A 25,027-nucleotide genomic window follows, 5' to 3' on the forward strand; every position below is an offset into this window, starting at 1 on the left:
CTTAATATTAATGCTGTAATCACTTCGCCACTAACTGGGTAATGATGAGCTAAATATACCAATAAATAGTACATTAAGGAGTAAACATGCAAGCCCTTGTTGCTGTAGTTATGGGTTCTAAAAGTGATTGGCCAACGATGGAAGCTGCGGCTGAAATTATGGATAAACTCCAAGTGCCTTATCATGTTGAAGTGGTTTCAGCTCACCGTACTCCAGACAAGCTGATGGACTTTGCCAGTACAGCTGTCGACAAAGGTTACAAAGTCATTATTGGCGGCGCGGGTGGCGCGGCGCATTTACCTGGCATGATTGCTTCAAAAACACGTTTACCTGTTCTGGGTGTCCCGGTGCAAAGTAAAGCGTTATCAGGCATGGACAGTTTATTATCCATCGTGCAAATGCCAAAAGGTATTGCCGTAGGTACTTTGGCAATTGGTACTGCAGGCGCATTTAATGCAGGCTTGTTAGCCAGCCAAATTCTTGCAATAACCGACAGTGAGCTTGCTGCTCGACTGGAGGCGTTTCGTGAAGAACAAACTCGCATGATTTTAGACAATCCTGATCCGAGAGAAGCGTAATGAGCCAACAACATACTGTTTGGGTGTTAGGTGATGGTCAATTGGGTGCAATGCTCAGCCATGCAGGTCAACCTTTAGCGATAGATGTTCGCCCGGTTGACATAATGGCGCCAACAGGCGACACCTTACCCATTGATGCATCACACATCATTACCGCTGAACGTGAACAATGGCCAGAATCAAGCACTAGCTTACAACTCAGTACTCATGCGCACTTCATCAATGGCCCTGTATTTGGGCGCCTAGCCGATCGTTTCACTCAAAAAAGTCTGTTAGATGAGCTCAACGTTGCCACATCACCTTGGCAGCTAGTTGACGATAAAGTGCAAGCCGATGACTTACATCAAGCCTATGGCGATCGTGTGTTATTGAAACGTCGCACTGGCGGTTATGACGGTAAAGGTCAACATTGGTTAAAACAAGCTGAAGCGACCGGCATTCCGAATGACTGGCGCAATGAAGCCATTGCCGAGCAAGCGATTAATTTTGACGAAGAAGTATCTTTAGTCGGCGTGCGAACTCAAGATGGCCGCTGTTTATTTTACCCTTTGACATTAAACTTGCATCAAGACGGTATTTTAATGGCGTCAATTGCGCCATTAGCTCGTCTTAGCCATTTGCAAGATGAAGCTGAAAGCATGCTTTCAACTATCATGAATGGCCTTGAGTATGTCGGTGTTATGGCCATGGAATGTTTCCGTATCGGCGAACATTTACTGGTAAATGAACTGGCTCCACGGGTGCATAATTCAGGGCATTGGACTCAAACGGGTTGTCATATCAATCAGTTTGAATTGCATTTACGTGCTCTATGTAACTTGCCCACTCATACCCCACAAGTAAACTTCCAGTGTGTAATGGTGAACTTAATTGGCATTGAAAAAGACGACCGCTGGTTAAGCCTGCCTAACGCTGAACTGTTTTGGTATAACAAAGAAGTTCGCCCAGGCCGCAAAGTGGGTCATTTGAATCTATCAATACATAATAATGCAGCGTTAAATGAAACCATAAACCAATTAAAAATATGGATGCCAACGCAATATCAAGCACCACTTGATTGGATATTGGCTGAGTTTGCTTAAGGTTTATTAAACATCAGTGAAATACAACAAGGAGCCTAGGCTCCTTTTTTTATGTTTGATTATTTTTGGTCTGGCGTCGCAGCAATTTAATCACACGGCGCCTAAGTGATATTTCAGTCTATTTTTTATTTTTAATCTGATAAAGATATGGATCACGCGAATGATACGTTGTAACATAACCAAAAATCACTTCGAGATCATTAACCGTGCTTCAACAACAAAAACTGCCTGTGACGGTACTTTCTGGTTTTCTGGGTGCAGGTAAAACCACCCTGCTTAGCCATATTCTGAATAATCGTGACGGTAAAAAAGTCGCTGTTATCGTCAATGATATGAGTGAAATTAATATTGATGCAGCCACAGTCAATAATGATATATCGCTTAATAGAAGCGATGAAAAGCTGATCGAAATGAGCAATGGCTGTATCTGTTGTACATTACGTGAAGATCTTCTTATCGAAGTCAGTCAATTAGCCAAAGAAGGTCGATTTGATTACCTAGTCATTGAATCAACCGGCATATCTGAGCCATTACCTATTGCTGAGACCTTTACTTTCGCAGATGAAAATGGCGTATCGCTGTCAGATATTGCTACGTTAGACACTATGGTGACCGTTGTGGATGCGGTGAATTTTTTACGCGACTATGAGGAAGCGCAAGATATACAAGAAACAGGGCAATCACTTGGGGATGAAGATGAAAGAAGCGTTGCAGATTTACTTATCGATCAAGTCGAATTTGCTAATGTTATTTTGATCAGTAAAACAGATTTAGTTGAATCACCCGAGCTAGAAAAACTTACCGCGATTCTCAAAGCCTTAAACACCACTGCTAAAATTATTCCCATGTCAGAGGGGAAAATTGATACTAGCTTGGTGCTTAACACCGGCTTATTTAACTTTGAACAAGCCCAATTAGCGCCAGGCTGGCTTAAAGAGATGCGTGGTGAACACATTCCTGAAACAGAAGAATACGGCATAAGTAGTTGCAACTTTCAGGCACGTCGTCCATTTCATCCCGACAGATTTCATCAGTTTATACACAATACTGAACCGTTTGGAAAACTACTCAGATCCAAAGGCTACTTTTGGTTAGCGTCACAACCAGAATTTGTCGGTCAATGGAATCAAGCAGGAGGAATTGCACGATATGCTATTTCAGGAATGTTTTGGAAAGCAGTACCAAAAGAAGATTGGCCCACTGATGAGGAGTCTCTTATGGAAATACAAAAACAATGGCTTGAGCCTTTTGGTGATATGCGTCAGGAACTAGTCTTTATTGGTCAAAAACTAGATAAAACCGCCATGATACAAGCATTAAATGACTGCCTGTTAACTGATGTTGAATTACTAAAAGGCCAAGATTATTGGGTGACACTCAATGATCCCTTCCCACAATGGGGAGATGAACAATGAGTCAGTTAGAAGCCGTACACCAAGAAAAAATTCATAGCACTCTCTCTCGGCGCTCAGTAAAAGGAGATGACTTAGCCATTTTCACAGATATTTACCAACCAGAAACGAATATGGTGATTTGGCAACGTAGCATGTCTGAAGCCTTATCTTTAGCCGTCAGAACATTTGTTAATACCAGTACCACAAAGCAAACAATATTGGCCGTAACGCCTCAAGATACCCAACAAAAACTCTACGATATATTTGGTCAAACCGATGCGGTTACTTTGATCAGTCATGACATTTCTCAGCTAGTTGATATGTTTTGTTGTTTATTTGATCAAAAGCGTGTCGGATTAAGGCTAACCATTTTAGACCATGCCATGTGCCCTCGATTTCATGTCGATCGTATCCCTTGCAGATTAGTCACCACGTACCAAGGCATAGCGACTCAGTGGCTTGAGCATAAAGATGTAGTAAGAAGCAAACTGGGTGCGGGTAATCAAGGTCACGCTGATGAAAACTCAGGACTATTTGATCATCAAAACAAAATTCAACACTTAAACACCGGTGATGTGGCATTACTAAAAGGTGAGCTTTGGGATGAACATCAAGGGGCTGGATTAGTTCATCGCTCACCACCATTAACGGTTGGTGAATCTCGTTTACTATTAACTATCGACTTCATTAATTAAGGTCTGCGGGTCTTTTAAAGCCAACTTCACAGCAATTTGCTGCAAGGCATTCGCTTAGAAGACTCGCCATCGTTTGCAAGAACATAGTAAGGGAATCATCGCCAAATGGAACACAGTAGTATTAGCATGATTAAGCGTTATTGGCGTAACACCATCATACTGATAATAGTGACTTGCTCACCCGCCAGTTACGCTCATCTTGATGCCCATGTCAATGGATTAGCACAAGTCACGATAGCGATAGAAGACCAGACGATTGAAATTGAAATAAGCGCTCCAGCGGCGGATTTAGTTGGTTTTGAACATGTGGCAAAAACGGAGAGTGACATAAAGTCCGTTGCGGATTTAGCAACAAAACTGGCTAAAGATGCCGATTTATTTGTGCTTAAAGCCGGAAATTGTAAACTTGTAAATAGCACTATCAATACCTCAAGCATGACAAACCAGAACAGTGGCGTGACAGATAAGGTAAATAAGCCATCACATAATGACGGCCATAGTGAGGTTGTTGCTCACTATCGTTATCACTGTAAAAAAATAGAAAATTTATCTACCATTACTGTTACAGTATTTGAAAAATTCCCTAGTATTGAAAAAATACAGGCTATGTGGGTTACCAGCACTCAACAAGGTGCTATCACCCTCAACATCAAAAACAACATTATTAGTTTGAGATAAAAATGGTATATAACGTAGACGTCATTATAAAACATGCTGAACAAAACTGTAAAAGTCATGGTGCGCGATTAACTATCAAAAGAAAACAAGTATTGGCTTCATTAGTTCAATCCGAAAAAGCGCTGTCGGCTTATGACTTAATCGAATTATACCTCACCAATTTTGGCGAAAAAATTCCCGCTATGTCCGTATATCGCATACTTGATTTCTTAGAGAATGAGAACCTAGTACATAAGCTCAATTTGGCCAATAAATATGTCGCGTGCTCGCACATTACCTGCAGCCATGATCATGGTGTACCGCAGTTTTTGATTTGTAGTTCATGTAATCAGGTAAAAGAAATCACCATAAATAAATCAACCATCGCTGAACTTAAAAGTAATGTTGAGCAGGCCGGTTTTCACTTAGTTACCCCTCAATTAGAAATGAACTGTATATGTCATACCTGTTTATCAACAGCGGCTTAGCCCGATAGTGTGATAGTCCTCTTAACGAGTAAAGCAAAGTGTTTGACTCATATCTGCTTTATTTACAAACCGTTCACAGGATATAACAATGAAAGTCGTTCAAAAAATAACAGACCAGTTTTCAATTGGTTTGTCGCTATTATGCGCTGTACATTGTTTATTCTTACCATTATTACTGGTACTACTGCCAGGATTAGGGGCACTGCAACTCGACAATGAAGCCTTTCATTTATGGATACTCATCGCCGTTATTCCCATTAGCCTAATTGCATTGTCTTTAGGGTGTAAAAAACATAACAGTTTCAGATTATTGATATTAGGCAGCACAGGGCTTATGTTACTTTTATTTGCTGCGATTTGGGGACATGAGTTAGTGGGAGATACTGGCGAAAAAGTACTGACATTAATTGGCTCCTGCCTTGTAGCTATTGCGCACTTTGTCAATTTAACCCGCTGTAAACGTAATCAATCACAGTGTAATAATGCCTAATGCCACTACAAGAGCTGGATGCACAAAGCGGTCAGAGTGATAAGGGCGAAGCGCCAACCTTGGCTGCAAGGCTGAAAACCCTAGCCCGCAGCATGAACGTCAATAAACACAAGGCCATGGCCAGTGAGTATCTTGCCGAGCAACAGGTCGAACAAGCAGCCGAGAAACAGATCGAGTGGTCCAACGATAACGAGCTAGCAGCCTAAGCCAGAGATAACAAAGCCCGAAAATACGGGCTTTGTTATCTCTTTAACTGACAGACTAAATATTTTAACTATGGATCTCGTTAATTTTTCTTATCTAACAAATATCAATCTAATCGGTATAAAATACAACAGAACGATGCCTATTAAGTAGTCTAATAACACACCATGCGACGGTACATCGAAAAATAAAAGCCATGTCGATATGCTGCCTAAGACCAAAGTAATAAACCTTATTAAAGCAATAAAATTAACATCAGAAACTCTCTTAATTCTGACACCTATTGTAAGGATAAGATCCAGTATAAACAGGCCTGGAACGAGCAAAATTAACATATTGTTAGTCAGCATTGTGCCTCATCCCATATTGAATAACTAACCCATCATTAATTGCTAACGATGACCCAGTAACTGTCTGATAATTTCTTATGAAATCCCCCCTAAAATAAACGTTACTTCGCCCCAATGCATTGTTTATATTACTTGAGTGATGAATTGTTGACGTTCTTGAAGCTTTTGCACTAAATTGCCCTAATTTCCTCCCCAATGCAGACCAACCAGCACTCGCTATATCAACCCCATAATACGTATAATCACCATATTGTTTTCCTAAAAGCCCACGCCATCCTTTCTGAGCATAATTGCTGCCACTCAACCCAGTACCTTGAACTGTGTTAGCGAGACCGTGAGCAAAAAGTATAGCGCCGGGAACAAAAGTGACCGGATTACTCATCAACCCTAATCCAAATGTAGTTTGTCCTACACCACCAATTATTTGAAGGGCATTCATACCATAATTTTGAATGTACTCTAACCCTGAACGTATACCAGTAACATTAGTTTGCTTTTTTTGTAAATTTGAAAATTAGTGTGAAAATTAGTGGGGTCAGGGTAAACATTTTAAGGGAGTTAATAAACGCATGTTATTGAATGGCTTTTTCTTCCCTAAATGGCGCGCTCGATGATTATGTTCGAGGTTACCCAATTTTGTCCTTAAGTTTTCATACTTTAATCTACTTTATAGCTTTAATTCAATGTTTTAATACAAGTTAAATTAGGTAGATTAAGTCAGTTCGTGACTTTAATCTAATCAATTGCCTGCCGCAGATTCTTATGCAGATGATATTTTCGCTTCTTCGATTTAACTATGTTCGTAACTAACTAGACGCAAAACTACAAGGCTCAATTTGAATTGAGGTCATCGAGACAAGGCCGTGAGCTTGGCATGGATGCCACGCTAGCTTTCGTTGGGCCAGGGACGGCTCATCGGAAGCGTTAGGATATTTTTTATATTAGGTGACAATGGCCGACGCTGGATACAGATGAAGTTTAAAGCTGGATCGATCCCCATCGAAAATTATGCGCTTTTCAGCATTTTTCGTCTGGGGCGCTGAGGGTTTCCAAAGGGGCGCAAGCGTTTTGCCCCTTTGGTCTGGTGTGGGCGAAGCGCCACGACGTTGACTTTTTTTCAAAATGGCAAACAAATTGAACTTTTATCAACACAGTACTTCAGTATCCGCTATTCGCTTTATGGCCTATCAATAAAAAAGATAGGCCATCAAATTATCAATAGATTACACGCATACTCGCCCAAGTACTTGTTCTAGTTTATCTGAGGTTTTACTTTGAATTTGCGCACTTTCGACAACTACTTTTAACCCTTGGGACACTTCTTGGCTAAGGCGCGATATTTCATTGGCGCGCTGATTAATACTTTCAGTAGAGGACTGCTGGCCCTGAATACTGTAAGTCATATTACTGGCTACATTATCTAGCAAGCCATAAGCCTGTTCGATATCTTTAAATGCGCGTGTAACACGTTGACACTGTTCGACACTTCCATGGCTAATACGCTGACTTTCACTGATGCCATTCACGGCATTTTTAGCTTTGGTTTGTAACTGCTCAACAATGATTTGTATTTCTACTGTTGACTCTTGAGTACGGTGTGCAAGTGCTCTTACTTCATCGGCAACTACCGCAAATCCTCGCCCTTGCTCACCAGCTCGTGCAGCTTCAATGGCAGCATTTAATGCCAGTAAGTTAGTTTGCTCGGCAATACTTTTGATCACCTCAAGTACATTACCAATCTTTAAACTGTCTTGATTCAATAAACTGACATCATTGACCATACTCTCAATTCCGCTAGCTAAAGCGGTCATTGCCGTTTGATTTTCAATGGCATCTTTATTACCGATTTGCAGTAATTGGTGTACTTCTGCTGACGTTGACTTTAACTCGTTTGCATTAGAGGATAATTCAGAAGCGGTATGGGTAATTTCTTGCAGTGATAAGGTTATTTGTTGGTTTTCATACACGCTTTTATCAACCGAACCTTCTGCATGGTGCATTTGTTCAGTTAATACTTTAGCACCTTGTTTGAACGCTTTGGCATCAACTCGAATAACATCTAATATGACTTTAAGGCCTTCAACAAACTGGCTTAAGTCATTGGTGATTAACGCAAGCTCGTCAGCTTCATTATCTTTAAGCGGCCCTGCTGGCGCTTTTTCTGTATTAACCACCAGCTGTAAATATTGATGTAATTTAGCCAAACGTGCTTGTAAGTAATACTCCATTGACCATAATCCGATAGCCAGCTGACACACCAGCAATCCAATCAGTAAGCTTAATATCGTAGTCTTAGTTATTTCAGCGTCCAAAAAGCTAATAATGATTAAAAAAGGCACTATTGTTAATAAAATAGGCGCTAATAACTTACGGTGTATCGATTTTTGGAATGTCGTATTCATATTATTTTCCGATTATCTTGTTATTATTCTTCAATCTGGAGGGGCTGTGTTATCAACAATATTGGTATTATTCATCATAAGGTAAATGCATTGTTAACAAGCTAGTTACATTGTATCGGCAAACAAGGGCGAAGTTAAACTAATAAAGTTTCATAAAAAAATACCACTCAAAAGAGGGGAATTTTTTTGGTTGTTTTAGCAACAAATAGGCTTATTCTAGCCAAAGAAAACTCGCCATAACCATGATGAATCAAGATCATCCTTACATGTTTGATATTGCTGAGCATAGCGCCTGGCGCGATCATCAACTTTTTGAGCAACGGGTGTTAACCATTTTTTGGCTTTATATGAGCCACGTTTATAACCGCCCCAGCCTTCGTGATAATTGAGATACTGATTTTTCGCATCCCATTTAGACACGCCATTAATCTTATTGGTTTTATAAATAAACCAGCCCATGAAATCCATCGCATCATCAAAGTCGCTGCGACTAGACCAGGAATTCCCAGTTTCTCGCACATAATCATCCCAGGTCATGGTTTTAGCCTGCGCATAACCGTAGGCATCGCTGGCACGCCCGGTAGGAATAAAGCCCAAAAAGTACTCCATGGGTGGAGCGGCGTTATGCTTGAATGAACTTTCTTGGTACATCATGGCTAAAGGAACATGCACAGGCACGCCCCACTTTTCACGGGTATCTACCGCAGCTTCATACCATGAACGATGTTGTTTAAAAATGGAGCAAAGGTTTTCAGGTTCAGCAGGAGGAGAGGTCGCACAACCGGATAATACAATTACACAACACAAACTGACCATGTATAAAAACGGTTTCATAGCACCTCAATTAGCTCACTTAATAAAAATTAAGTGTCACATTTATGGCCTACTAATGCAATTTATGGTTTGGGATTTAACTCACACTCAAAGAATTCTTGCTTAAATACCACGGGTTGCCAGAAATCTTTATTACTACCAACGTAAATTTTGTCGGTATTCATTTGAGCGGCTATATGGTAACGCTGATCCGTTTCAACATTCACAGTTAAAGTTTTTGGACCTCGCGCGGACAGTGACACTTTTAGCTCAGGTGAGTTAATTAATTCCACTACCGTAAATTGATGCTCACCAGTTTGCAGCAAGTAATTAGGGCGAGAAATAACAGGCACCCCATCTAAGTGGGTCACAATAGTGCGATAAAGGTACTGGGTTGCATCAGGTTTTATATAAGCAGACACAGTGCCACATTCAAGGCCATTGTCAGACGATGCACAACCAGACAGCAACATAATCGTTGCTGTTAGGCTGAGGAACACCCCTGACTGTGGGTTCAATCGTTTTACTGCACCCATCAGACTTTATCGCCCTTCATTATGCTTTACAACCACTATACAACTCTGGCGAAGCAACTTCTTTAAAGTATTCTTGCAGGAAAATATCAAAATTAGGCATAGATTCAGATTCAATCTGCTGCTGTTTGTCTAATGATGATTCTGCCTCATCCTTATATTGCTGCTCAATTTCATGACTTAATGGATAAGTGCATAAAAAATCATGGTAATTATTAGCGAGTTGTTTAACCCAGTCGCCATGATCCACATTTTTAGTGATAATTTCATTAAGGACACGGCCAGAAAGTGTTTGGCTAGGATCTTCAATCGCCCCAGCCCAATGGCTTAATGCGTTTTGATAACTGTAGCCATGCTCACCGTCTAATAAAGTGGCGAGTCGAGACAAGTCAGCAAACAAATCGGTTAGCCACACTTTAATATCAATATCCTGGCCATTTTGCTTAAGCATTAGTCCAGGCTTACGTCCTTCTAACACTACAGCTTTTAGGTTTGCCGCAATTTCTTTCTCGCCTTGATCATCGGTCAGTGCTGACGGTGACAATAAGCAATACAGTAAGAATAAATCTAAAAAGCGTACTTGAGTGGCATCAATACCAACCGGGCTAAATGGATTAACATCCAGTGCTCGCACTTCAATATATTCAACCCCAGCACGCATCAGAGCCTGTGAAGGTTTTTCGCCCGATTTTGTCACGCGTTTAGCACGAATAGGCGAGTAAAATTCATTCTCAATTTGCAAAATATTATGGTTTAGCTGACGGTATTCTCCGTCCACATTAACGCCAATTTGTTCAAACTTTTTCGATGGCATTTTAATCGCAGCTTGCACACCCGCTAGATACTCGGGCAGCGAGTTATAGCTGATATTCAGCGTATCTTGTTCTTTATTGGTATAGCCTAAATCACTCATGCGTAATGATGTGGCATAAGGTAAGTAAAGTGTGCCTTTTCCGGTTTTTTTAAAATCAAAATCAACGGTTTGATCTTTCACAAACGATGAACATAATGCGGGAGTAGAGCCAAATAAATATGGCAACACCCATACCAAACGGCGATAATTTCGGATCAAACCAAAATAAGATTCAGAAATAAACTCACAACGGCTTAATGAGTCTGAACGCATCTGCGGATTATTAGATAATTTATTATCAAATAAGGTTTGCCATAGCTCTGCTGAGACAGAAAAGTTAAAATGCACCCCAGAAATTATTTGCATCAACGCACCGTAACGATGAGTTAAGCCTTTTCTGTAGAGGGTTTTCATCAGGCCGTTATTTGACACACCGTATTGCGCCACAGGAATATTTTTTACATCGCCAATATAACAAGGCATGCTCACTGGCCATAATTTTTGGCCATTTAAGTTCCGTACTGTGTAGGCATGGGTTTGCGTTAACTCTTCAAGTAATTCATCAATGTCATTGTGGACAGGGGTAATAAATTCAAGCAAAGCTTCACTGTAGTCAGTGGTAATTCTTGAGTGTGTTAATGCAGAGCCTAAAGCTTGTGGATGTAAATCTTGTGCCAACTGGCCGTTACCTTCGATACGTAAAGCTTCACGCTCAATACCACGGAGCATACCGAGTAAGGCTTCGCGCCCTTCGCTGTCGCCAAGCTGGTCGACAATTTCATTGAAAGATTTCAATATTCTATTCTCTATTGATTAATTCGCGTGATTAAATACGATTGGTATCAGTAGACCCGATGATACCCGAGATTATTACCAAATTGGCAAAAAAACTGTAAACAAAAACGGCAACAGAAATTCTGCCGCCGTTTTAACTAGAATTAATACTGATATTGGGGTAAATCAGATCAATTCAAGTCAGCTATATAGCCAATTAATTTAACACTTCAATTGGATAGCCCAATGGCGCAAGCTGTGGCTCAATCACCTTTTTATCGCCAACCACTAATATCACCATAGTATTGATATCAAGCAAGGATTTAGCAAGTGAGTTTAATTCAGTGGTGGTCACTGAATTAATGATCTGAGTTTGCTCAGCGGTAAATTGATGATCTAGCCGATAACGCTGAATTTTACGAATAAAACCGGCCTTTTGATAAGGTGTTTCAAAGTCTAACGCTTGTCCTTGAGTAATAGAATTGCGTAAAAATGCCAACTCTGTGTCATTCATACCCGACTGCTGATAGATTTGAATTTCATTAATAAACTCGCTAATTGCCGCGCCTGTGACATCGCTTCGCACACTGGCGGAGGCGATAAACTCACCACTGTCTTCTTGGCCACTGAAGCTGGTTCTGGCGCCATAGGTATAACCTTTGTCTTCGCGTAAGTTTAAGTTTATGCGACTATTGAATGCGCCGCCCAATGGGTAATTCATCAAATTGGCTTTAAAATAATCACCGGTGACATCATAGGTTAACGCGCGTTTACCAATATTAATCACCGACTGCGCCGCATCTGGTTTATCGATAATATAAATGGTCGCAGGTTTAGCGTGGATCCGTTTATCAATAGGTGACAGCGCACTGGCGTTACCCGCCCATTGACTGAACCCACTGAGCATCGGCATCACATCAGCTTTGGCTAAATCAGACACCAACACCATTTGGGCATTGCCTGCGGTAAATTGCTGTTGATAAAAATCTTTTACATCATCAAGGGTTAATGCTGATACCGATGCCACTGTGCCTAAATCGCTACTGCCCATGGCAGTATTATTGCCATATAACAAGGCAGAAAAACCATTACTGGCCAGGAAACTCGGATTAGTCATTGCTTGTTGTAAACTTTGTAATTGCTGCTGTTTAACGCGTTCAAAGTCAGCACTGACAAAACCAGGCTGGAATAGACGTTCTTCAACAATACTTAAGGTTGCGGCAAGATTTTTCGACAAACTAGACACTTGTACATAGGTTTGTGACTCACCTGCGCTAACACTGACACTTGAGCCTAACATCTCTAATGCTTGAGCTAGCTCTTCTGCAGAGCGCTTATTGCTTGATTCATTCATCATAGCGGCAGTAAGCTTGGCTAGTCCGGCTTTTTCAACAGGCACAGTACGGTGGCCGCCTTCAAGGTAAATCACTAGCTCGACTGTCGGTGTCTCTTCACTTTCAGTGCCCATCACCTCAATACCATTGCTTAAGGTGGCAGACCAAAGTGTGGGTACCGTCAGTTGTGGAGCGTCACCCGGAGCAGGTATTAAGGTGCGATCAAAACTTGATACAACAGGCTTACTATCAACCAGTCCCGTTACCGCATCCTCTGCAATGGCTAAGCTTTTGGGCTCAAAATTATCTGCTTTGGCAATTAATTGTGATTGGCCTTCAGGCACCACACTCATCACCACTTTAGGTTTATCTTTGATGTACTGATTAAATACCCGCATAACATCTGCTTTAGTCACACTGTTATAACGGGCTAAATCTTTTGCTACTCGATTAGGATCACCATAGAAAGTTTCATTTGAAGCTAAAGTCGCCACCTTGCCAGCGACGCTTTGCAACCCAAAAATAGTAGTGGCTTCAAACTGTACTTTAACCTTTTGTAGGTCTTCGTCAGTCACACCACGTTGCTCAAATTCGGCAATAGATTCATTAATTTTAGCTTCTAACGCATCCAGCTTGCCACCATTTGCAGGATTAGCTAGGGCATATAAAGTAAATTGGCACATCAATTCTTGACATGGATGACTAACAGATGATTGCACTGCCAACCCATCTTTAACTAAGTTTTTGTATAACAATGACGTTTGACCACCGCCAATGATATTCGCCAGTAGATCTAATGCGGCTTCATCAGGGTGACCGGCATACACGGTTGGCATACCCACATATAATAAAGGCAAATGTACTTTATCTTCCATTGAAAGATAACGGGTTTTATCTAAGGTCACCGCGGTTTTGGTGGCCGCATCTACTTTAGGTCCTGAAGGGATTTCACCAAAATATTGGTTAATCCAGGCTAAGGTTTGCGCTTCATCAAAATCACCACCAATAGTTAATGTGGCGTTATTAGGCCCATACCAACGCTGGAAAAAGTGCTTAACATCATCAACAGTGGCACGTTCAAGATCGTCCGGCCAGCCAATAACTGGCCATGAATAAGGATGGCCTTCAGGATAAAGGGCTTGTGCAAAACGTTCGCCTAAACGACCGTAAGGGCGGTTATCAATCCGTTGTGCCCGCTCATTTTTAACGGTCTCACGTTGTACTTCAAATTTTTCGCTGGTTAAAGCGGGTAACAAGAACCCCATTCTGTCGGACTCTAACCAGAGCATTTTTTCTAACTGATTTTTGGGCACAGTTTCAAAATAATTAGTTCTATCGGAATTGGTTGTACCATTTAGTGTACCGCCCGCTTCGGTAACCACTTTAAAGTGTTGTTCATCGGCGACATTTTGTGAGCCCTGGAACATCATATGTTCAAATAAATGAGCAAAACCACTGCGTCCGGCTAATTCCCGTGCCGAGCCCACATGATAAGTCACGTCAACGTGTACAAGGGGATCTGATGTGTCTTGATGCAAAATCACCGTTAGCCCATTTGCGAGCTGATATTTTTTGTAAGGGATGCCAATGTTACTGTCAGCGATAGTAACCGCTTCAACTAGATTAACGCCTGCTGGTAAGCTTGTTTGCTGTGCGATTAGCTTAATGTCATCATTAACATTGTCTACTGCACATCCGGTAATTGCCGCACTAATCGCGACCGCAAGTATCCACTTTTTCAAAAAACACACTCCTTGAGCTTACATAACTGCATTATCAAATTGCTGCCATAAATATAAAAACAATTAAACTATAGCGTACTGTTTTACCGATAAAAATCATTACTGTTGAGCTTACCACTGGTAATTTTAACCACCCAGCAATTAAGCATAAAATATCACCAATAAGCGGTAGCCAGGACAAGAGTAACGCCCATACGCCAAAACGTTCAAACCATCCCAGCGAACGCTGATAGTACTTGTTATCAAAATCAGCTGGTGATTTTGCAAACCGTCCCGCTCGGCCTAAATAATAACTCGTGACGGCACCTAAGGTATTGCCCAAACTGGCAACAATCAATAAACCTAACCAAGGGTCACTGTTTTGCTGTAACAAACCAATAAGTAAAACTTCTGATCCCCCCGGTAACAAGGTGGCAGCTAAAAAAGCTCCAGAAAACATCAGCCATAACTCAGTCAAAATATACCCTTATGATTTTAAAACACTTTTTTATTTATAAACGCTTTATTTTAAAAGTTATTGCACAGTAAAAAACTTATAATTATATTAACATTGATATATATAATTATAAGTTATATCAAATTGACGTTGTTTGTCTTTATTTGCCTCTCTAGAATGCCATTAAATTTGATTCATCTGTCTAGAATGGGTAACTTACACCGCTGGTTCACACCGCAATAGACGGATGAATTATGCATAATCGCCCATTCATCTTATCAATACGCCTAACAATAACCATAAAATGAGAACCTCGATGATTTTAGACACCTTTAAACGTATTCCATTTTGGCAAAAAGTTCTCGCTGGCTTCATCTTGGGCACTCTTGCAGGTATCGCTTTGGGCGAATCAGCAATTGTGCTTAAGCCTCTTGGTGACTTATTTATTAGCGCGATCAAAATGTTGGTCGCCCCGCTTGTCTTTTGCGCCATTGTGGTCAGCATTACCTCTTTAGGCAATCAAACCAACTTAAAGCGCTTAAGCTTAAAAACCTTAGGCCTATTTATGCTGACGGGCACGATAGCTTCATTTATTGGTTTAGCGGTTGGCAGCTTAATCGACATGGGTGGTTCACTTGAATTAGCCACTACCGAAGTGCGTGAACGTGACATTCCCGGATTTGCCCAAGTATTACTCAATATGATCCCGGTTAATCCTTTTGCTTCTTTAGCGGAAGGCAAAGTGTTACAGATAATTGTGTTTGCAGCCTTAGTCGGTATTGCAATTAATGCCGTCGGTGAAAAAGCTGAACCATTGAAGAAGGTCATGGAAGCCAGTGCTGAAGTGATGTTTCAATTGACGCGCATGGTATTAAAACTGACCCCGATTGGTGTGTTTGGCTTAATGGCTTGGGTTGTTGGCGAGTACGGTTTAAGTACCTTACTACCATTAGGTAAATTTATTATTGCCATTTATATTGCTGCGTTCATTCACATTATTTTTGTTTATGGTGGATTGATTAGATTTGCCGCTGGCTTAAGCCCGGTAAAGTTTTTCCGCAAAGCCATGCCTGCTCAGCTGGTTGCCTTTAGTACCGCATCGAGCTTTGGTACCCTACCTGCTAGTACACGTTGTACTGAAGCAATGGGCGTATCAAAACGTTACAGTGCCTTTGTACTACCGTTAGGCGCGACCATGAACATGGACGGTTGTGGTGGTATTTACCCTGCTATTGCCGCTATCTTTATTGCTCAAATCTACGGTATCCCCTTAGATATGACTGATTACATGCTGATTGCCGTTACCGCCACGGTTGCCTCTGTAGGTACCGCTGGCGTACCCGGCAGTGCAATGGTGATGTTAACTGTTACCTTAGGCGTTATCGGCTTGCCCCTTGAAGGCATTGCATTTATTGCCGCCATTGATCGCATTATTGATATGATCCGCACCGCGACCAATGTCACCGGTGACATGATGACCGCGGTTGTTATAGGCAAAAGCGAAGGTCAATTAGATATTGAGCAGTTCAACTCTGAAGAGACACTCACTGAACAGAAAATCGCTTAACCAGCGTTGAAAGGACTTATGTTTGATTGAGTACCTTTAAGTCTGTTGATGCTAAAGCAATAAATGCCAATATCACGTTAATGATATTGGCATTTTTTATCGCCTATCCCGCAGTCTAATTCGGTTCATAATAGGGTTATTCTGCATGCGGTCTTTTTACATAACCTCATCTACAATAACGTCAAAATCTTATACTCAGGTAACAAAAAAACCAAAAATATCCTGCTAACATATTTATTTTTACAACAAGAGTCTTTGTTGCAAGGTGTTCGCTGAGTAAGAAAATGCGTATTTCATACTTACGCAGCATTCTTGTATAAAGCACAAAACAGTTTATCTAGAGCATATAAATGCAATATTAATATCATTAAACTGTCACGCAAGTTAACTAAATTGTCCGCTTTATATTACAGAATTCTATTCAGGACGTTAGTTTATGAAGCGATTTACTCAAGGTAAGGTAACACTTTTAGTGTCTGCAATTATGACCACAATGTTATTAACAGCATGCAATGGTGATGATGGGCAAACAGGTGCCGCGGGGACTAATGGCGCAAACGGAACTGATGGCAGTATAGGATTATCAGCATTAGTCGCGGTAACCCCCATTACGGCAGGTCATGCGCAGTGCCCCTTTGGTGGACAACAAATTGAAACCGGATTAGACGCCAACAGTAATGGCGTACTGGAGTCTAGTGAAGTTGATAGCCTACAAACTCAAGTGATTTGTAATAACAACCTAAATACCCTGAGTGTTGATTTAGTCGGCCGTTATCAATCAGGAGTCTATGGACTTAGCGCCGCTGAAATCGTTGACTATCACTCGACTAGCCAAAGCGCATTTGTGGTCAATGCCCAAAGTGGCAAGGTTGATGTGTTAGATTTATCACAATTGACTCAAACACCCGTTGAAGCTGAAGCAGGTTATAGTTTAAATAATATCACCAAAAAAACTGAATTGAATATCAGCGGCGATACAGGGTTAACTCTATTAGGTGCAGTTAACAGTGTCAGTGTGTCGGGTAATTTATTAGCCACGGCCGTTGAACGTGCTGATTCATTAGGTAATGCGACTCAAGGCAATGGTATTGTTGCCTTTTATCAATTATCAGGCAGTGAATTACCTGTCTACTTGTCATTTGTTGAAGTGGGTGCGTTACCTGACAATGTCGCTTTCACGCCTGATGGTAGTGTGTTGTTAGTTGCTAATGAAGGTGAGCCGAACAGCGCTTATGATGTCGATCCTGAAGGGTCTATTGGGCTTATTGCCATCACCAATGGTGTACCGGCAACATCGGCTACCATGATTGATTTTAAAGATTTTAACCTAGGTGGTTTACGTCATGCTGAACTTAGCCCATTAATTAAAATCAATGGTCCAGGAGCTAGCGTAGCGCAAGACTTTGAACCTGAGTACATTTCAGTCTCTCCTGACAATCAATATGCTTATGTTAGTTTACAAGAAAACAATGCCATTGCGGTGATTGATATCAAGGCGGCAAAGGTAAAAAATATTATCGCATTAGGCCTTAAGAATTTTGGCTTAGATACCAATAAAATAGACGCTAGTGATAAAGACGATGCGATAAACTTACAAGCTTACACTGGTGTTTATGGCATGTATCAGCCAGATACGATTGCCAGTTATCGCTGGAACAATGCTGACTTTATCGTGACAGCCAACGAAGGCGATGCTCGAGATTATGCAGGGTTTTCTGAAGAAGCTCGCGCTGCGGACCTAAGTTTAGACCCTAACCAGCCACAGTTTGCCACCGCACAAGATAAAACCCAACTGGGACGTTTAAAAGTAACCACCAGTATGGGCGATGACAATAATGACGGGTTAATGGATAAAATTGTTGCCTATGGTGGTCGTTCATTTTCAATTTGGACAGCTGATGGTCAACAAGTATTTGACAGTGCTGGTGACTTTGAGCGTATTACTGCGGCGTTATTAGGGATGAACTTTAATAATAACAACGATGAAAACAAAGGTGACAGCCGCAGTGACGATAAAGGACCAGAGCCAGAAGCTCTCGCTATAGGTCAGATTGGTTCAAATACTTATGCATTTATTGGTTTAGAACGCACTTCTGGATTTATGATTTACGACATCAGCAATCCTTTTGCTGCGTCATTCGTAGATTACGTTCATAATCGTAACTTTGATGCTGATTTTGCCATTGATACCGACACTGGTGAAGTTGAAGGTGATGCATCAATGGCCGGTGATTTAGGTCCTGAAGGGATGATATTTATTGCTAGCCAAAACAGCCCAACAGGGGTGCCACTACTACTTATTGGTAATGAAGTCAGCGGCACAACTGCAGTATATCAATTACGATTACAGTAAGGTCATTGCCTCACTCAAGTAGATCCTAAATATATAAGGTTTACTTATCGCTACATAATACAAAACGCCAAGCATAATTTGCTTGGCGTTTTGTATTTATCCCTATTTTATAGAGATCGGCTATTAAATTTAAATTTCAACAAAAATAGTTACTGGATTATTCGTCATCTAGTGACATAGCTTCTTTTATTTCATCACTGCCAAAACCTTTACGGGACAAATACGCATACGCTTTCGACTTTTCTTTATAATCCGATAAGTTATAACGTTTTTTAGCTAGCTGATCTTTACAGCTTTGATAGAAATCAACCTCTTCTGTTAAGGTTAACTGGTAAAGGGTTTCTTCAAAATCAGTCACGTCAATCAATCGCTGTTTAAGCTCCTGCAAGATAAGTGTTTTACCTTTGCCTTTATTAAATAGCTTGATAATTTCTGTTGTTAAATCAACTTTGTCAGCTTTTATCGCCAGCTTACTGCGCAATGTGTCACTTTCAGGGTGGTGGGATAATGCATGATCAATTTCTGCGCGTGAAAATCCTTTTGTAGTCATCTGGGTATAGACTTTTTCTTTACTGGTGCCATTAAAGTTATCAAATCTATTAAGTAGTCTAGACGCGGCCATTTCAAAGGTATCGACCTGTTGCTCGTGCATTACTTGCTCTATTGCTGTTTCAATGTCTGTTGCTGATAGACCGCGCAGTTGTAGTTTGCGCCTTATTGCGCCTGCACCTAGCTCACTGCTAAAGGCCGACTGGCAATAACGTACAGCGAAGTCGAAGTCATTTTTTAAATAACCACTTTCTACTAGTCTAGCCAGTACGATATCAATCCATTGTTGATTATCAGTTTTACGCGCTAGCTTGGTGCGAATTTCATTAATGGTGAAGTCTTGCTGACTAAGATGCCAGTAAGCACTGTTAAAGACATTATCGATAGTTTTGGCTTGACGTAATGGGGCACGCTGCATAGAAATGGGTCTTTAAGTAGCAAGTAATCTCAAACAGTGTAGCAGTTATGGCTAATGATGATTAAGCAAAAAATAAGGCCAGTACATGATGTACTGGCCTTATTTTAATAATATCGACACAGATTTGTAAGCGCTACTTTAATGTGTAGATATATAACTTTAAAACGATATTAGCCTAATACCGCTAATAAGACCCCAGCAGCAACGGCACTGCCTAACACACCAGCCACATTCGGGCCCATAGCATGCATCAACAAGAAGTTTTGATGATTAGCTTCCAAGCCAACCTTGTTAACCACTCGGGCCGCCATAGGCACGGCTGACACGCCTGCTGCGCCAATTAATGGGTTAACCTTACCGCCAGATAACTTACACATTAACTTAGCCATCAACACGCCTGTAGCGGTACCAATAGAAAATGCCACTGCACCTAGAAGTAAAATGCCTAAGGTTTCAATTCGTAGAAATTGATCAGCTGACAGTTTAGATCCCACAGCTAACCCTAAGAAGATAGTGACGATATTGATAAGTTCGTTTTGTGATGTTTTAGATAGACGGTCAACTACACCCGATTCACGCATCAAATTACCCAAACAGAACATACCCACAAGTGGCGTGGCGGCAGGTAAAAACAAAATGGTTAACCCAACTACCATTAACGGGAAAATAATTTTTTCACGTTTACTGACTTCGCGAAGCTGCTCCATTTTAATGCTACGTTCAGCAGGAGTAGTTAACAACCTCATAATAGGCGGTTGAATTAAAGGCACTAACGCCATGTACGAATATGCAGCTACCGCAATTGCGCCTAACAAATCTGGCGCGAGCTTGGAGGCCAAAAAGATAGCTGTGGGGCCATCTGCGCCACCAATAATGGCAATAGCAGCCGCATCTTGCATAGTAAACTCAAAACCTGGCACCCAATTTAATGCAATCGCACCTAACAATGTGGCAAAGATACCAAACTGTGCTGCGGCCCCTAAAAGTAACGTTTTAGGGTTAGCAATTAAGGCTCCAAAATCGGTCATAGCGCCAACGCCCATAAAGATCAATAACGGAAAAACTCCCGTTTCAATTCCAATATGGTAAGCGTACCAAAGCAAGCCGCCTTCGTCGGTAAAGCCTGCATTGGGAATGTTGGCTAAAATGGCACCAAAGCCGATAGGCAATAATAACAAAGGCTCAAAGCCACGTGCGATGGCAAGATAAAGTAATAAACACCCTACGCCCATCATTAATACTTGCCCACCGGTGAAATGAGCAATACCTGTTTCGCCCCAAAAGGCCATTAATCCTTCCATAATGTCCTCTTACGCCAAATCTAATAATGCTGAGCCAACCGTGACACTGTCGCCTTGCTTAACCGCAAGATTAGTGACCACACCGTCTTCGTTCGCACGCACTTCAGTTTCCATTTTCATAGCTTCAAGAATGATAACCACTTCACCGGCTTTAATCGCTTGACCGTTAGCCACAAGCACTTTAAATATATTACCCGACAGTGGCGCTGTCATACTGTATTTAACTGCACCAGTAGGCGCTGAGACGACTTGAGTAGGGGTAGCAGCATTAGAAGTAGCCACAGGCACTATTTGACTGATCTCACCCCCCTGGCTTACCTGAACAACAAAACTTTGACCTTCTACATTAACGGTATAGGTTTCAGGGTCTTTTTCTTTATCCGCTTTAACCACTAAATCATCTGCTGAGGGCACAGGTTCAAAGGCATCAGGGTTACCCCGATTTTGTAGAAACTTAAGACCTATTTGATTAAATAACGCGTAGGTCATTACATCGTCGTCAGACTCAGCTGCCAAAGTAAAACCTTCTTCTTGGGCTTTAATGGCTAGCTCTGTTCGGAGCTTATCGAGTTCAGGGGCGATTAAATCAGCAGGACGACAAGTAATAGCTTTTGCTCCATTTAACACACGAGCTTGAAGTTCAGCATTTACCGGAGCGGGTGTCGCGCCATATTCACCTTTTAACACACCTTCGGTTTCTTTAGTCATCGATTTGTATCGTTCACCCATCAACACATTGATAACCGATTGGGAGCCAACTATTTGTGATGTTGGTGTCACTAAAGGTAAGAAACCTAAGTCTGCACGTACCCGTGGGATCTCAGCTAACACCGCATCCATCTTATCTGCAGCGCCTTGCTCTTTTAGCTGATTTTCCATGTTGGTTAACATGCCACCTGGCACTTGGGCGCGTAAAATACGTGAATCAATTCCCTTAAGTGCGCCCTCAAAACGGACGTACTTTTTACGTACTTCACGGAAATAAGCGGCTATCTCTTCCAAGAGCACCATATCGTAGCCAGTGGCCCTATCGGTATCTTCTACCATGGCAACTAACGTTTCGGTTGCGCTGTGGCCGTAGGTTTGGCTCATTGAAGAGATTGCAGTATCAAGCACATCAACACCCGCCTCGATGGCCTTTTGGTATGTCGCTGTGCTAAGACCTGTTGTCGCATGACAATGCATCGATACCATTAAGTCAGTTTGCGACTTTAAGCGGCTAATTAAATCATAAGCTTGCATCGGCTTAAGTAAGCCAGCCATATCTTTAATACATAATGAATCCGCGCCCATGTCTTCTAAGCGCTTAGCCATATCAACCCAGGTATCAAGGGTATGTACTGGGCTAGTGGTGAATGAAATCGTCCCCTGCGCGTGGCCACCTACATTTTTAACCGCTTTAACTGCCGTTTCTAAGTTACGCACATCATTCATGGCATCAAAAATACGGAATACATCTACACCATTGGTGTGAGCACGCTCAACAAAACGGGTAACAACGTCATCAGCATAATGACGATACCCTAATAAATTTTGTCCACGTAACAACATTTGCTGTGGCGTGTTTGGCATGGCCTTTTTGAGTTCACGAATGCGATCCCACGGGTCTTCGCCTAAATAGCGAATACATGAATCGAAAGTAGCGCCACCCCATGATTCTAATGACCAATAACCCACTTTATCCAGCAAAGGAGCAATGGGTAACATGTCATCAATACGTAAGCGTGTTGCAAGTAGAGATTGGTGGGCGTCGCGCAGGACGACATCGGTGAGTAATAACGGCTTGCTCATAAAAGCTCCCAAAATAAATCTTACGCGCGATATTGATGAATCGCAGAAGTAATAGCGGCGACTAACTTAGGATTTAATCCTGTCGTTGATCCTGTGTTGATCTTTGGCTCTGGTGTTGGCTCAATAGGAACTGGACTGTATTTAGCCACTATTCCAATACCAACAATTAAAATACTCAAGAAAATGAACACTAAGCCCATTCCCATCACCATAATGCCAAGCGCATCAACTAATTGTTGGCTGATCGATGCCATAGTCCCTCACTGTAATAAATACGACAAATGTGTTCCATTGGGTAACATGCCAAGCTTTGACATGCGTATTAAGGCATGATGACTCGCGGCCTCGTTATTTAGCATTCTTTTATTCAAAACCATTTTCAGAATAAATATTCAATTAATACTTGACCAGCTAATCGAGCCAACTTTAACAGAAACTGAATTCATATCCATTTTAACGACTTCATATGTTACAAAATATACACAAATTATAACAAAATCACTATCCAACTGTAAAATGGTCTTACCATAAATAATTACCAAAAATAGAAACAAATAAGAATTTGATAATAAAAGCAGCCGTTAACTAAGGATTACACAATAAAGCTCACTTCCCCTCTGACACATAAGGGTGTTAAATTATTGTTAACCAAACTAAACAGGCAACCACCAACGATTTACCGCCACTTATTTCCTCCAATCTTGAACGTTGAATAAAAATTTACTAAACATAAAAATAAAGTCACTACTTTGTGATGGAGTTCATTATTTCTAGTGATCAAAGATGATAAGTAGATTGAAAGATCACCAGAATGTCTATCGAAGATGAATATGGATGATTAAACGCAGCTAAATGGAATGATTAGAAATCGAAGGCAAAAAAAAACCTGCTAATTAATAGCAGGTTTTTTTAATGTGGTGCGCGTGGGAGGAGTCGAACCTCCGACCGCCTGGTTCGTAGCCAGGTACTCTATCCAGCTGAGCTACACGCGCAAAATCTTACTTATTACTTAATGCCATCATTACATCATATTAAAGTGCAGTGCACTATAACATCAATGAATGAATGGCGGAGAAGGAGGGATTCGAACCCTCGATGGGAGTTAAAGCCCATACTCCCTTAGCAGGGGAGCGCCTTCGGCCACTCGGCCACCTCTCCGTCAAATATGGTGCGCGTGGGAGGAGTCGAACCTCCGACCGCCTGGTTCGTAGCCAGGTACTCTATCCAGCTGAGCTACACGCGCAAATTTGTTCTATACAGTCTTTCTACTTTGAATGGTGCGGATGGAAGGAGTCGAACCTTCGACCGCCTGGTTCGTAGCCAGGTACTCTATCCAGCTGAGCTACATCCGCATTCAAAATCACAACAATAGAAATGGTGCGGATGGAAGGAGTCGAACCTTCGACCGCCTGGTTCGTAGCCAGGTACTCTATCCAGCTGAGCTACATCCGCATCGATTTAACTATTGTAAGAAATGGCGGAGAAGGAGGGATTCGAACCCTCGATGGGAGTTAAAGCCCATACTCCCTTAGCAGGGGAGCGCCTTCGGCCACTCGGCCACCTCTCCGTTTTCTTGGCGCACATATTACTGTTTGCCGAAAATAAGTCAAACCCTTTTTCCAAACCGCTAACCATTTGAACTGTTTTTAAGCACATTGAGGGGTTTAACAGCAAATAAGACTCCAAATGCTCTACTTATTAAGTGAATAAATAATATTAGCTAAATAAAATACTTTCTCACCTATTACAATATTTGCAGTCAAGCTAAACAAAACTTTACCGCGTTTAAAAACAAAAAAGTCAGCAAATGCTGACTTAGTCGTTTCAATATCTAACAAAAACTGCTTAGAAGTTACCGCCATCAGATGAGTCTGACTTTTCAGATTGGATCCGTTGGTAAATCTCTTCACGGTGAACAGATACTTCTTTGGGTGCATTGACACCAATACGTACTTGGTTACCCTTGACACCTAATACTGTGACAGTGACTTCATCACCAATCATCAATGTTTCGCCTACACGACGAGTCAAAATTAGCATATTGGTTACTCCTTTAGTTCACACTGCATAACACGCTTTGTCCGTAATATGCGTTATTATAGGGTTTGCTCAGTAAAAGTCATAGTAACTTCAAATACAAAGTTTGACTATTAAGCACATATAATTCAAAAATTAACAAATGATCTAACACCAACATAAAAATGCATCGACATTAGATCATAC

Annotated in this window: 22 protein-coding genes and 6 tRNA genes; 10 read left to right on the forward strand and 18 right to left on the reverse strand. The window is 41.4% G+C overall.

All coding sequences use genetic code 11. From position 1 onward, the window contains the following. Nucleotides 1-86: 86 nt before the first annotated feature. The 8 genes from purE (at nucleotide 87) to ACRWQL_RS04935 (ending at nucleotide 5,590) form a co-directional block, all read left to right on the forward strand. Nucleotides 87-578, forward strand: coding sequence for a 5-(carboxyamino)imidazole ribonucleotide mutase (purE, locus tag ACRWQL_RS04900; protein ID WP_226410624.1), 492 nt, complete (start codon nucleotides 87-89; stop codon nucleotides 576-578). Next, nucleotides 578-1,660, forward strand: a complete 1,083-nt coding sequence (gene purK / locus ACRWQL_RS04905) for a 5-(carboxyamino)imidazole ribonucleotide synthase (protein WP_434952635.1) — start codon at nucleotides 578-580, stop codon at nucleotides 1,658-1,660. The genes purE and purK overlap by 1 nt, the downstream gene beginning before the upstream one ends. 206 nt (nucleotides 1,661-1,866) lie before the next feature. Further along, complete coding sequence (gene zigA, locus ACRWQL_RS04910; protein ID WP_434952636.1) at nucleotides 1,867-3,075, forward strand: zinc metallochaperone GTPase ZigA; 1,209 nt, start codon at nucleotides 1,867-1,869, stop codon at nucleotides 3,073-3,075. Continuing rightward, nucleotides 3,072-3,749: a DUF1826 domain-containing protein gene (locus tag ACRWQL_RS04915; protein WP_434952637.1), complete on the forward strand. Its 678-nt coding sequence runs from the start codon at nucleotides 3,072-3,074 to the stop codon at nucleotides 3,747-3,749. Before zigA ends, ACRWQL_RS04915 begins: the two co-directional genes overlap by 4 nt. Before the next feature lie 105 nt (nucleotides 3,750-3,854). Then, nucleotides 3,855-4,427, forward strand: coding sequence for a DUF2796 domain-containing protein (locus ACRWQL_RS04920; protein WP_434952638.1), 573 nt, complete (start codon nucleotides 3,855-3,857; stop codon nucleotides 4,425-4,427). 2 nt (nucleotides 4,428-4,429) lie between these two features. Then, nucleotides 4,430-4,894: a Fur family transcriptional regulator gene (locus tag ACRWQL_RS04925; RefSeq protein ID WP_434952639.1), complete on the forward strand. Its 465-nt coding sequence runs from the start codon at nucleotides 4,430-4,432 to the stop codon at nucleotides 4,892-4,894. A gap of 88 nt (nucleotides 4,895-4,982) precedes the next feature. Continuing rightward, nucleotides 4,983-5,384 carry a MerC domain-containing protein gene (locus tag ACRWQL_RS04930; RefSeq protein ID WP_434952640.1) on the forward strand — a complete coding sequence of 134 codons (402 nt, stop codon included), beginning with the start codon at nucleotides 4,983-4,985 and terminating at the stop codon, nucleotides 5,382-5,384. Then, nucleotides 5,384-5,590, forward strand: coding sequence for a hypothetical protein (locus tag ACRWQL_RS04935; RefSeq protein WP_226410631.1), 207 nt, complete (start codon nucleotides 5,384-5,386; stop codon nucleotides 5,588-5,590). Before ACRWQL_RS04930 ends, ACRWQL_RS04935 begins: the two co-directional genes overlap by 1 nt. A 337-nt stretch (nucleotides 5,591-5,927) precedes the next feature. On the opposite strand, the gene ACRWQL_RS04940 is transcribed toward ACRWQL_RS04935, so the two are convergent. The 7 genes from ACRWQL_RS04940 to ACRWQL_RS04970 form a co-directional block, all read right to left on the reverse strand. After that, a complete protein-coding gene (locus tag ACRWQL_RS04940) occupies nucleotides 5,928-6,377 on the reverse strand; it encodes a hypothetical protein (RefSeq protein ID WP_226410632.1) in 450 nt (149 codons plus the stop codon). Between the two features lie 784 nt (nucleotides 6,378-7,161). Then, on the reverse strand, nucleotides 7,162-8,340 hold the full coding sequence (locus tag ACRWQL_RS04945; RefSeq protein WP_434952641.1) for a methyl-accepting chemotaxis protein: 1,179 nt from the start codon (nucleotides 8,338-8,340) through the stop codon (nucleotides 7,162-7,164). A gap of 216 nt (nucleotides 8,341-8,556) precedes the next feature. Beyond that, nucleotides 8,557-9,174 carry a hypothetical protein gene (locus tag ACRWQL_RS04950; RefSeq protein ID WP_434952642.1) on the reverse strand — a complete coding sequence of 206 codons (618 nt, stop codon included), beginning with the start codon at nucleotides 9,172-9,174 and terminating at the stop codon, nucleotides 8,557-8,559. A 62-nt stretch (nucleotides 9,175-9,236) separates the two neighbouring features. Continuing rightward, nucleotides 9,237-9,689: a hypothetical protein gene (locus ACRWQL_RS04955; RefSeq protein ID WP_434928615.1), complete on the reverse strand. Its 453-nt coding sequence runs from the start codon at nucleotides 9,687-9,689 to the stop codon at nucleotides 9,237-9,239. A gap of 19 nt (nucleotides 9,690-9,708) precedes the next feature. Then, complete coding sequence (gene gshA, locus ACRWQL_RS04960; RefSeq protein ID WP_434952643.1) at nucleotides 9,709-11,334, reverse strand: glutamate--cysteine ligase; 1,626 nt, start codon at nucleotides 11,332-11,334, stop codon at nucleotides 9,709-9,711. A gap of 196 nt (nucleotides 11,335-11,530) precedes the next feature. Further along, complete coding sequence (locus tag ACRWQL_RS04965) at nucleotides 11,531-14,389, reverse strand: M16 family metallopeptidase (protein WP_434952644.1); 2,859 nt, start codon at nucleotides 14,387-14,389, stop codon at nucleotides 11,531-11,533. 34 nt (nucleotides 14,390-14,423) lie between these two features. Continuing rightward, nucleotides 14,424-14,846, reverse strand: coding sequence for a YqaA family protein (locus tag ACRWQL_RS04970; protein ID WP_434928612.1), 423 nt, complete (start codon nucleotides 14,844-14,846; stop codon nucleotides 14,424-14,426). Nucleotides 14,847-15,141: 295 nt separating this feature from the next. Between ACRWQL_RS04970 and ACRWQL_RS04975 the strand changes: the two genes are divergently transcribed. Both ACRWQL_RS04975 and ACRWQL_RS04980 read left to right on the forward strand, forming a co-directional pair. Next, entirely contained in the window at nucleotides 15,142-16,392 is a 1,251-nt protein-coding gene (locus tag ACRWQL_RS04975; RefSeq protein WP_434952645.1) for a dicarboxylate/amino acid:cation symporter, read from the forward strand. A 436-nt stretch (nucleotides 16,393-16,828) separates the two neighbouring features. After that, nucleotides 16,829-18,745 (forward strand): choice-of-anchor I family protein, encoded by a 1,917-nt coding sequence (locus ACRWQL_RS04980; protein ID WP_434952646.1) that lies wholly within the window; start codon nucleotides 16,829-16,831, stop codon nucleotides 18,743-18,745. 157 nt (nucleotides 18,746-18,902) lie between these two features. Here ACRWQL_RS04980 and ACRWQL_RS04985 read toward each other — a convergent pair whose 3' ends face one another. From ACRWQL_RS04985 to csrA, 11 genes are all read right to left on the reverse strand, one after another. Beyond that, nucleotides 18,903-19,712 (reverse strand): RecX family transcriptional regulator, encoded by an 810-nt coding sequence (locus ACRWQL_RS04985; protein ID WP_434952647.1) that lies wholly within the window; start codon nucleotides 19,710-19,712, stop codon nucleotides 18,903-18,905. Nucleotides 19,713-19,882: 170 nt separating this feature from the next. Then, nucleotides 19,883-21,013, reverse strand: a complete 1,131-nt coding sequence (locus ACRWQL_RS04990; RefSeq protein ID WP_434928608.1) for a sodium ion-translocating decarboxylase subunit beta — start codon at nucleotides 21,011-21,013, stop codon at nucleotides 19,883-19,885. Between the two features lie 9 nt (nucleotides 21,014-21,022). Continuing rightward, nucleotides 21,023-22,804, reverse strand: a complete 1,782-nt coding sequence (oadA, locus tag ACRWQL_RS04995; protein ID WP_434952648.1) for a sodium-extruding oxaloacetate decarboxylase subunit alpha — start codon at nucleotides 22,802-22,804, stop codon at nucleotides 21,023-21,025. A 20-nt stretch (nucleotides 22,805-22,824) separates the two neighbouring features. Further along, nucleotides 22,825-23,058 (reverse strand): OadG family transporter subunit, encoded by a 234-nt coding sequence (locus ACRWQL_RS05000; RefSeq protein WP_226410644.1) that lies wholly within the window; start codon nucleotides 23,056-23,058, stop codon nucleotides 22,825-22,827. A gap of 661 nt (nucleotides 23,059-23,719) precedes the next feature. Further along, nucleotides 23,720-23,796: transfer RNA gene (locus tag ACRWQL_RS05005), tRNA-Arg, on the reverse strand. A 74-nt stretch (nucleotides 23,797-23,870) separates the two neighbouring features. Beyond that, nucleotides 23,871-23,962: transfer RNA gene (locus ACRWQL_RS05010), tRNA-Ser, on the reverse strand. A gap of 8 nt (nucleotides 23,963-23,970) precedes the next feature. Further along, nucleotides 23,971-24,047, reverse strand: a tRNA-Arg gene (locus ACRWQL_RS05015). Between the two features lie 32 nt (nucleotides 24,048-24,079). Beyond that, nucleotides 24,080-24,156, reverse strand: a tRNA-Arg gene (locus ACRWQL_RS05020). Between the two features lie 23 nt (nucleotides 24,157-24,179). Next, nucleotides 24,180-24,256 (reverse strand) — tRNA-Arg (locus ACRWQL_RS05025). A 23-nt stretch (nucleotides 24,257-24,279) separates the two neighbouring features. Next, nucleotides 24,280-24,371: transfer RNA gene (locus tag ACRWQL_RS05030), tRNA-Ser, on the reverse strand. A 278-nt stretch (nucleotides 24,372-24,649) separates the two neighbouring features. Continuing rightward, nucleotides 24,650-24,844 (reverse strand): carbon storage regulator CsrA, encoded by a 195-nt coding sequence (gene csrA / locus ACRWQL_RS05035; protein ID WP_434928607.1) that lies wholly within the window; start codon nucleotides 24,842-24,844, stop codon nucleotides 24,650-24,652. Nucleotides 24,845-25,027: the final 183 nt, after the last annotated feature.

The sequence above is a fragment of the Shewanella sp. HL-SH4 genome, from assembly GCF_051164845.1.
Taxonomy (GTDB): domain Bacteria; phylum Pseudomonadota; class Gammaproteobacteria; order Enterobacterales; family Shewanellaceae; genus Shewanella; species Shewanella glacialimarina.

Excerpts from the sequence above, each read along its gene's own strand:
- ACRWQL_RS04985 (WP_434952647.1), bottom strand. The coding sequence starts at position 19,712 with ATGCAGCGTGCCCCATTACGTCAAGCCAAAACTATCGATAATGTCTTT.
- ACRWQL_RS05000 (WP_226410644.1), bottom strand. The coding sequence starts at position 23,058 with ATGGCATCGATCAGCCAACAATTAGTTGATGCGCTTGGCATTATGGTG.
- ACRWQL_RS04955 (WP_434928615.1), bottom strand. The coding sequence starts at position 9,689 with ATGGGTGCAGTAAAACGATTGAACCCACAGTCAGGGGTGTTCCTCAGC.
- ACRWQL_RS04945 (WP_434952641.1), bottom strand. The coding sequence starts at position 8,340 with ATGAATACGACATTCCAAAAATCGATACACCGTAAGTTATTAGCGCCT.
- ACRWQL_RS04935 (WP_226410631.1), top strand. The coding sequence starts at position 5,384 with ATGCCACTACAAGAGCTGGATGCACAAAGCGGTCAGAGTGATAAGGGC.
- ACRWQL_RS04920 (WP_434952638.1), top strand. The coding sequence starts at position 3,855 with ATGGAACACAGTAGTATTAGCATGATTAAGCGTTATTGGCGTAACACC.
- csrA (WP_434928607.1), bottom strand. The coding sequence starts at position 24,844 with ATGCTAATTTTGACTCGTCGTGTAGGCGAAACATTGATGATTGGTGAT.
- ACRWQL_RS04925 (WP_434952639.1), top strand. The coding sequence starts at position 4,430 with ATGGTATATAACGTAGACGTCATTATAAAACATGCTGAACAAAACTGT.
- ACRWQL_RS04930 (WP_434952640.1), top strand. The coding sequence starts at position 4,983 with ATGAAAGTCGTTCAAAAAATAACAGACCAGTTTTCAATTGGTTTGTCG.
- oadA (WP_434952648.1), bottom strand. The coding sequence starts at position 22,804 with ATGAGCAAGCCGTTATTACTCACCGATGTCGTCCTGCGCGACGCCCAC.
- ACRWQL_RS04975 (WP_434952645.1), top strand. The coding sequence starts at position 15,142 with ATGATTTTAGACACCTTTAAACGTATTCCATTTTGGCAAAAAGTTCTC.
- ACRWQL_RS04990 (WP_434928608.1), bottom strand. The coding sequence starts at position 21,013 with ATGGAAGGATTAATGGCCTTTTGGGGCGAAACAGGTATTGCTCATTTC.
- ACRWQL_RS04940 (WP_226410632.1), bottom strand. The coding sequence starts at position 6,377 with ATGAATGCCCTTCAAATAATTGGTGGTGTAGGACAAACTACATTTGGA.
- purE (WP_226410624.1), top strand. The coding sequence starts at position 87 with ATGCAAGCCCTTGTTGCTGTAGTTATGGGTTCTAAAAGTGATTGGCCA.
- ACRWQL_RS04915 (WP_434952637.1), top strand. The coding sequence starts at position 3,072 with ATGAGTCAGTTAGAAGCCGTACACCAAGAAAAAATTCATAGCACTCTC.
- ACRWQL_RS04980 (WP_434952646.1), top strand. The coding sequence starts at position 16,829 with ATGAAGCGATTTACTCAAGGTAAGGTAACACTTTTAGTGTCTGCAATT.
- purK (WP_434952635.1), top strand. The coding sequence starts at position 578 with ATGAGCCAACAACATACTGTTTGGGTGTTAGGTGATGGTCAATTGGGT.
- ACRWQL_RS04950 (WP_434952642.1), bottom strand. The coding sequence starts at position 9,174 with ATGAAACCGTTTTTATACATGGTCAGTTTGTGTTGTGTAATTGTATTA.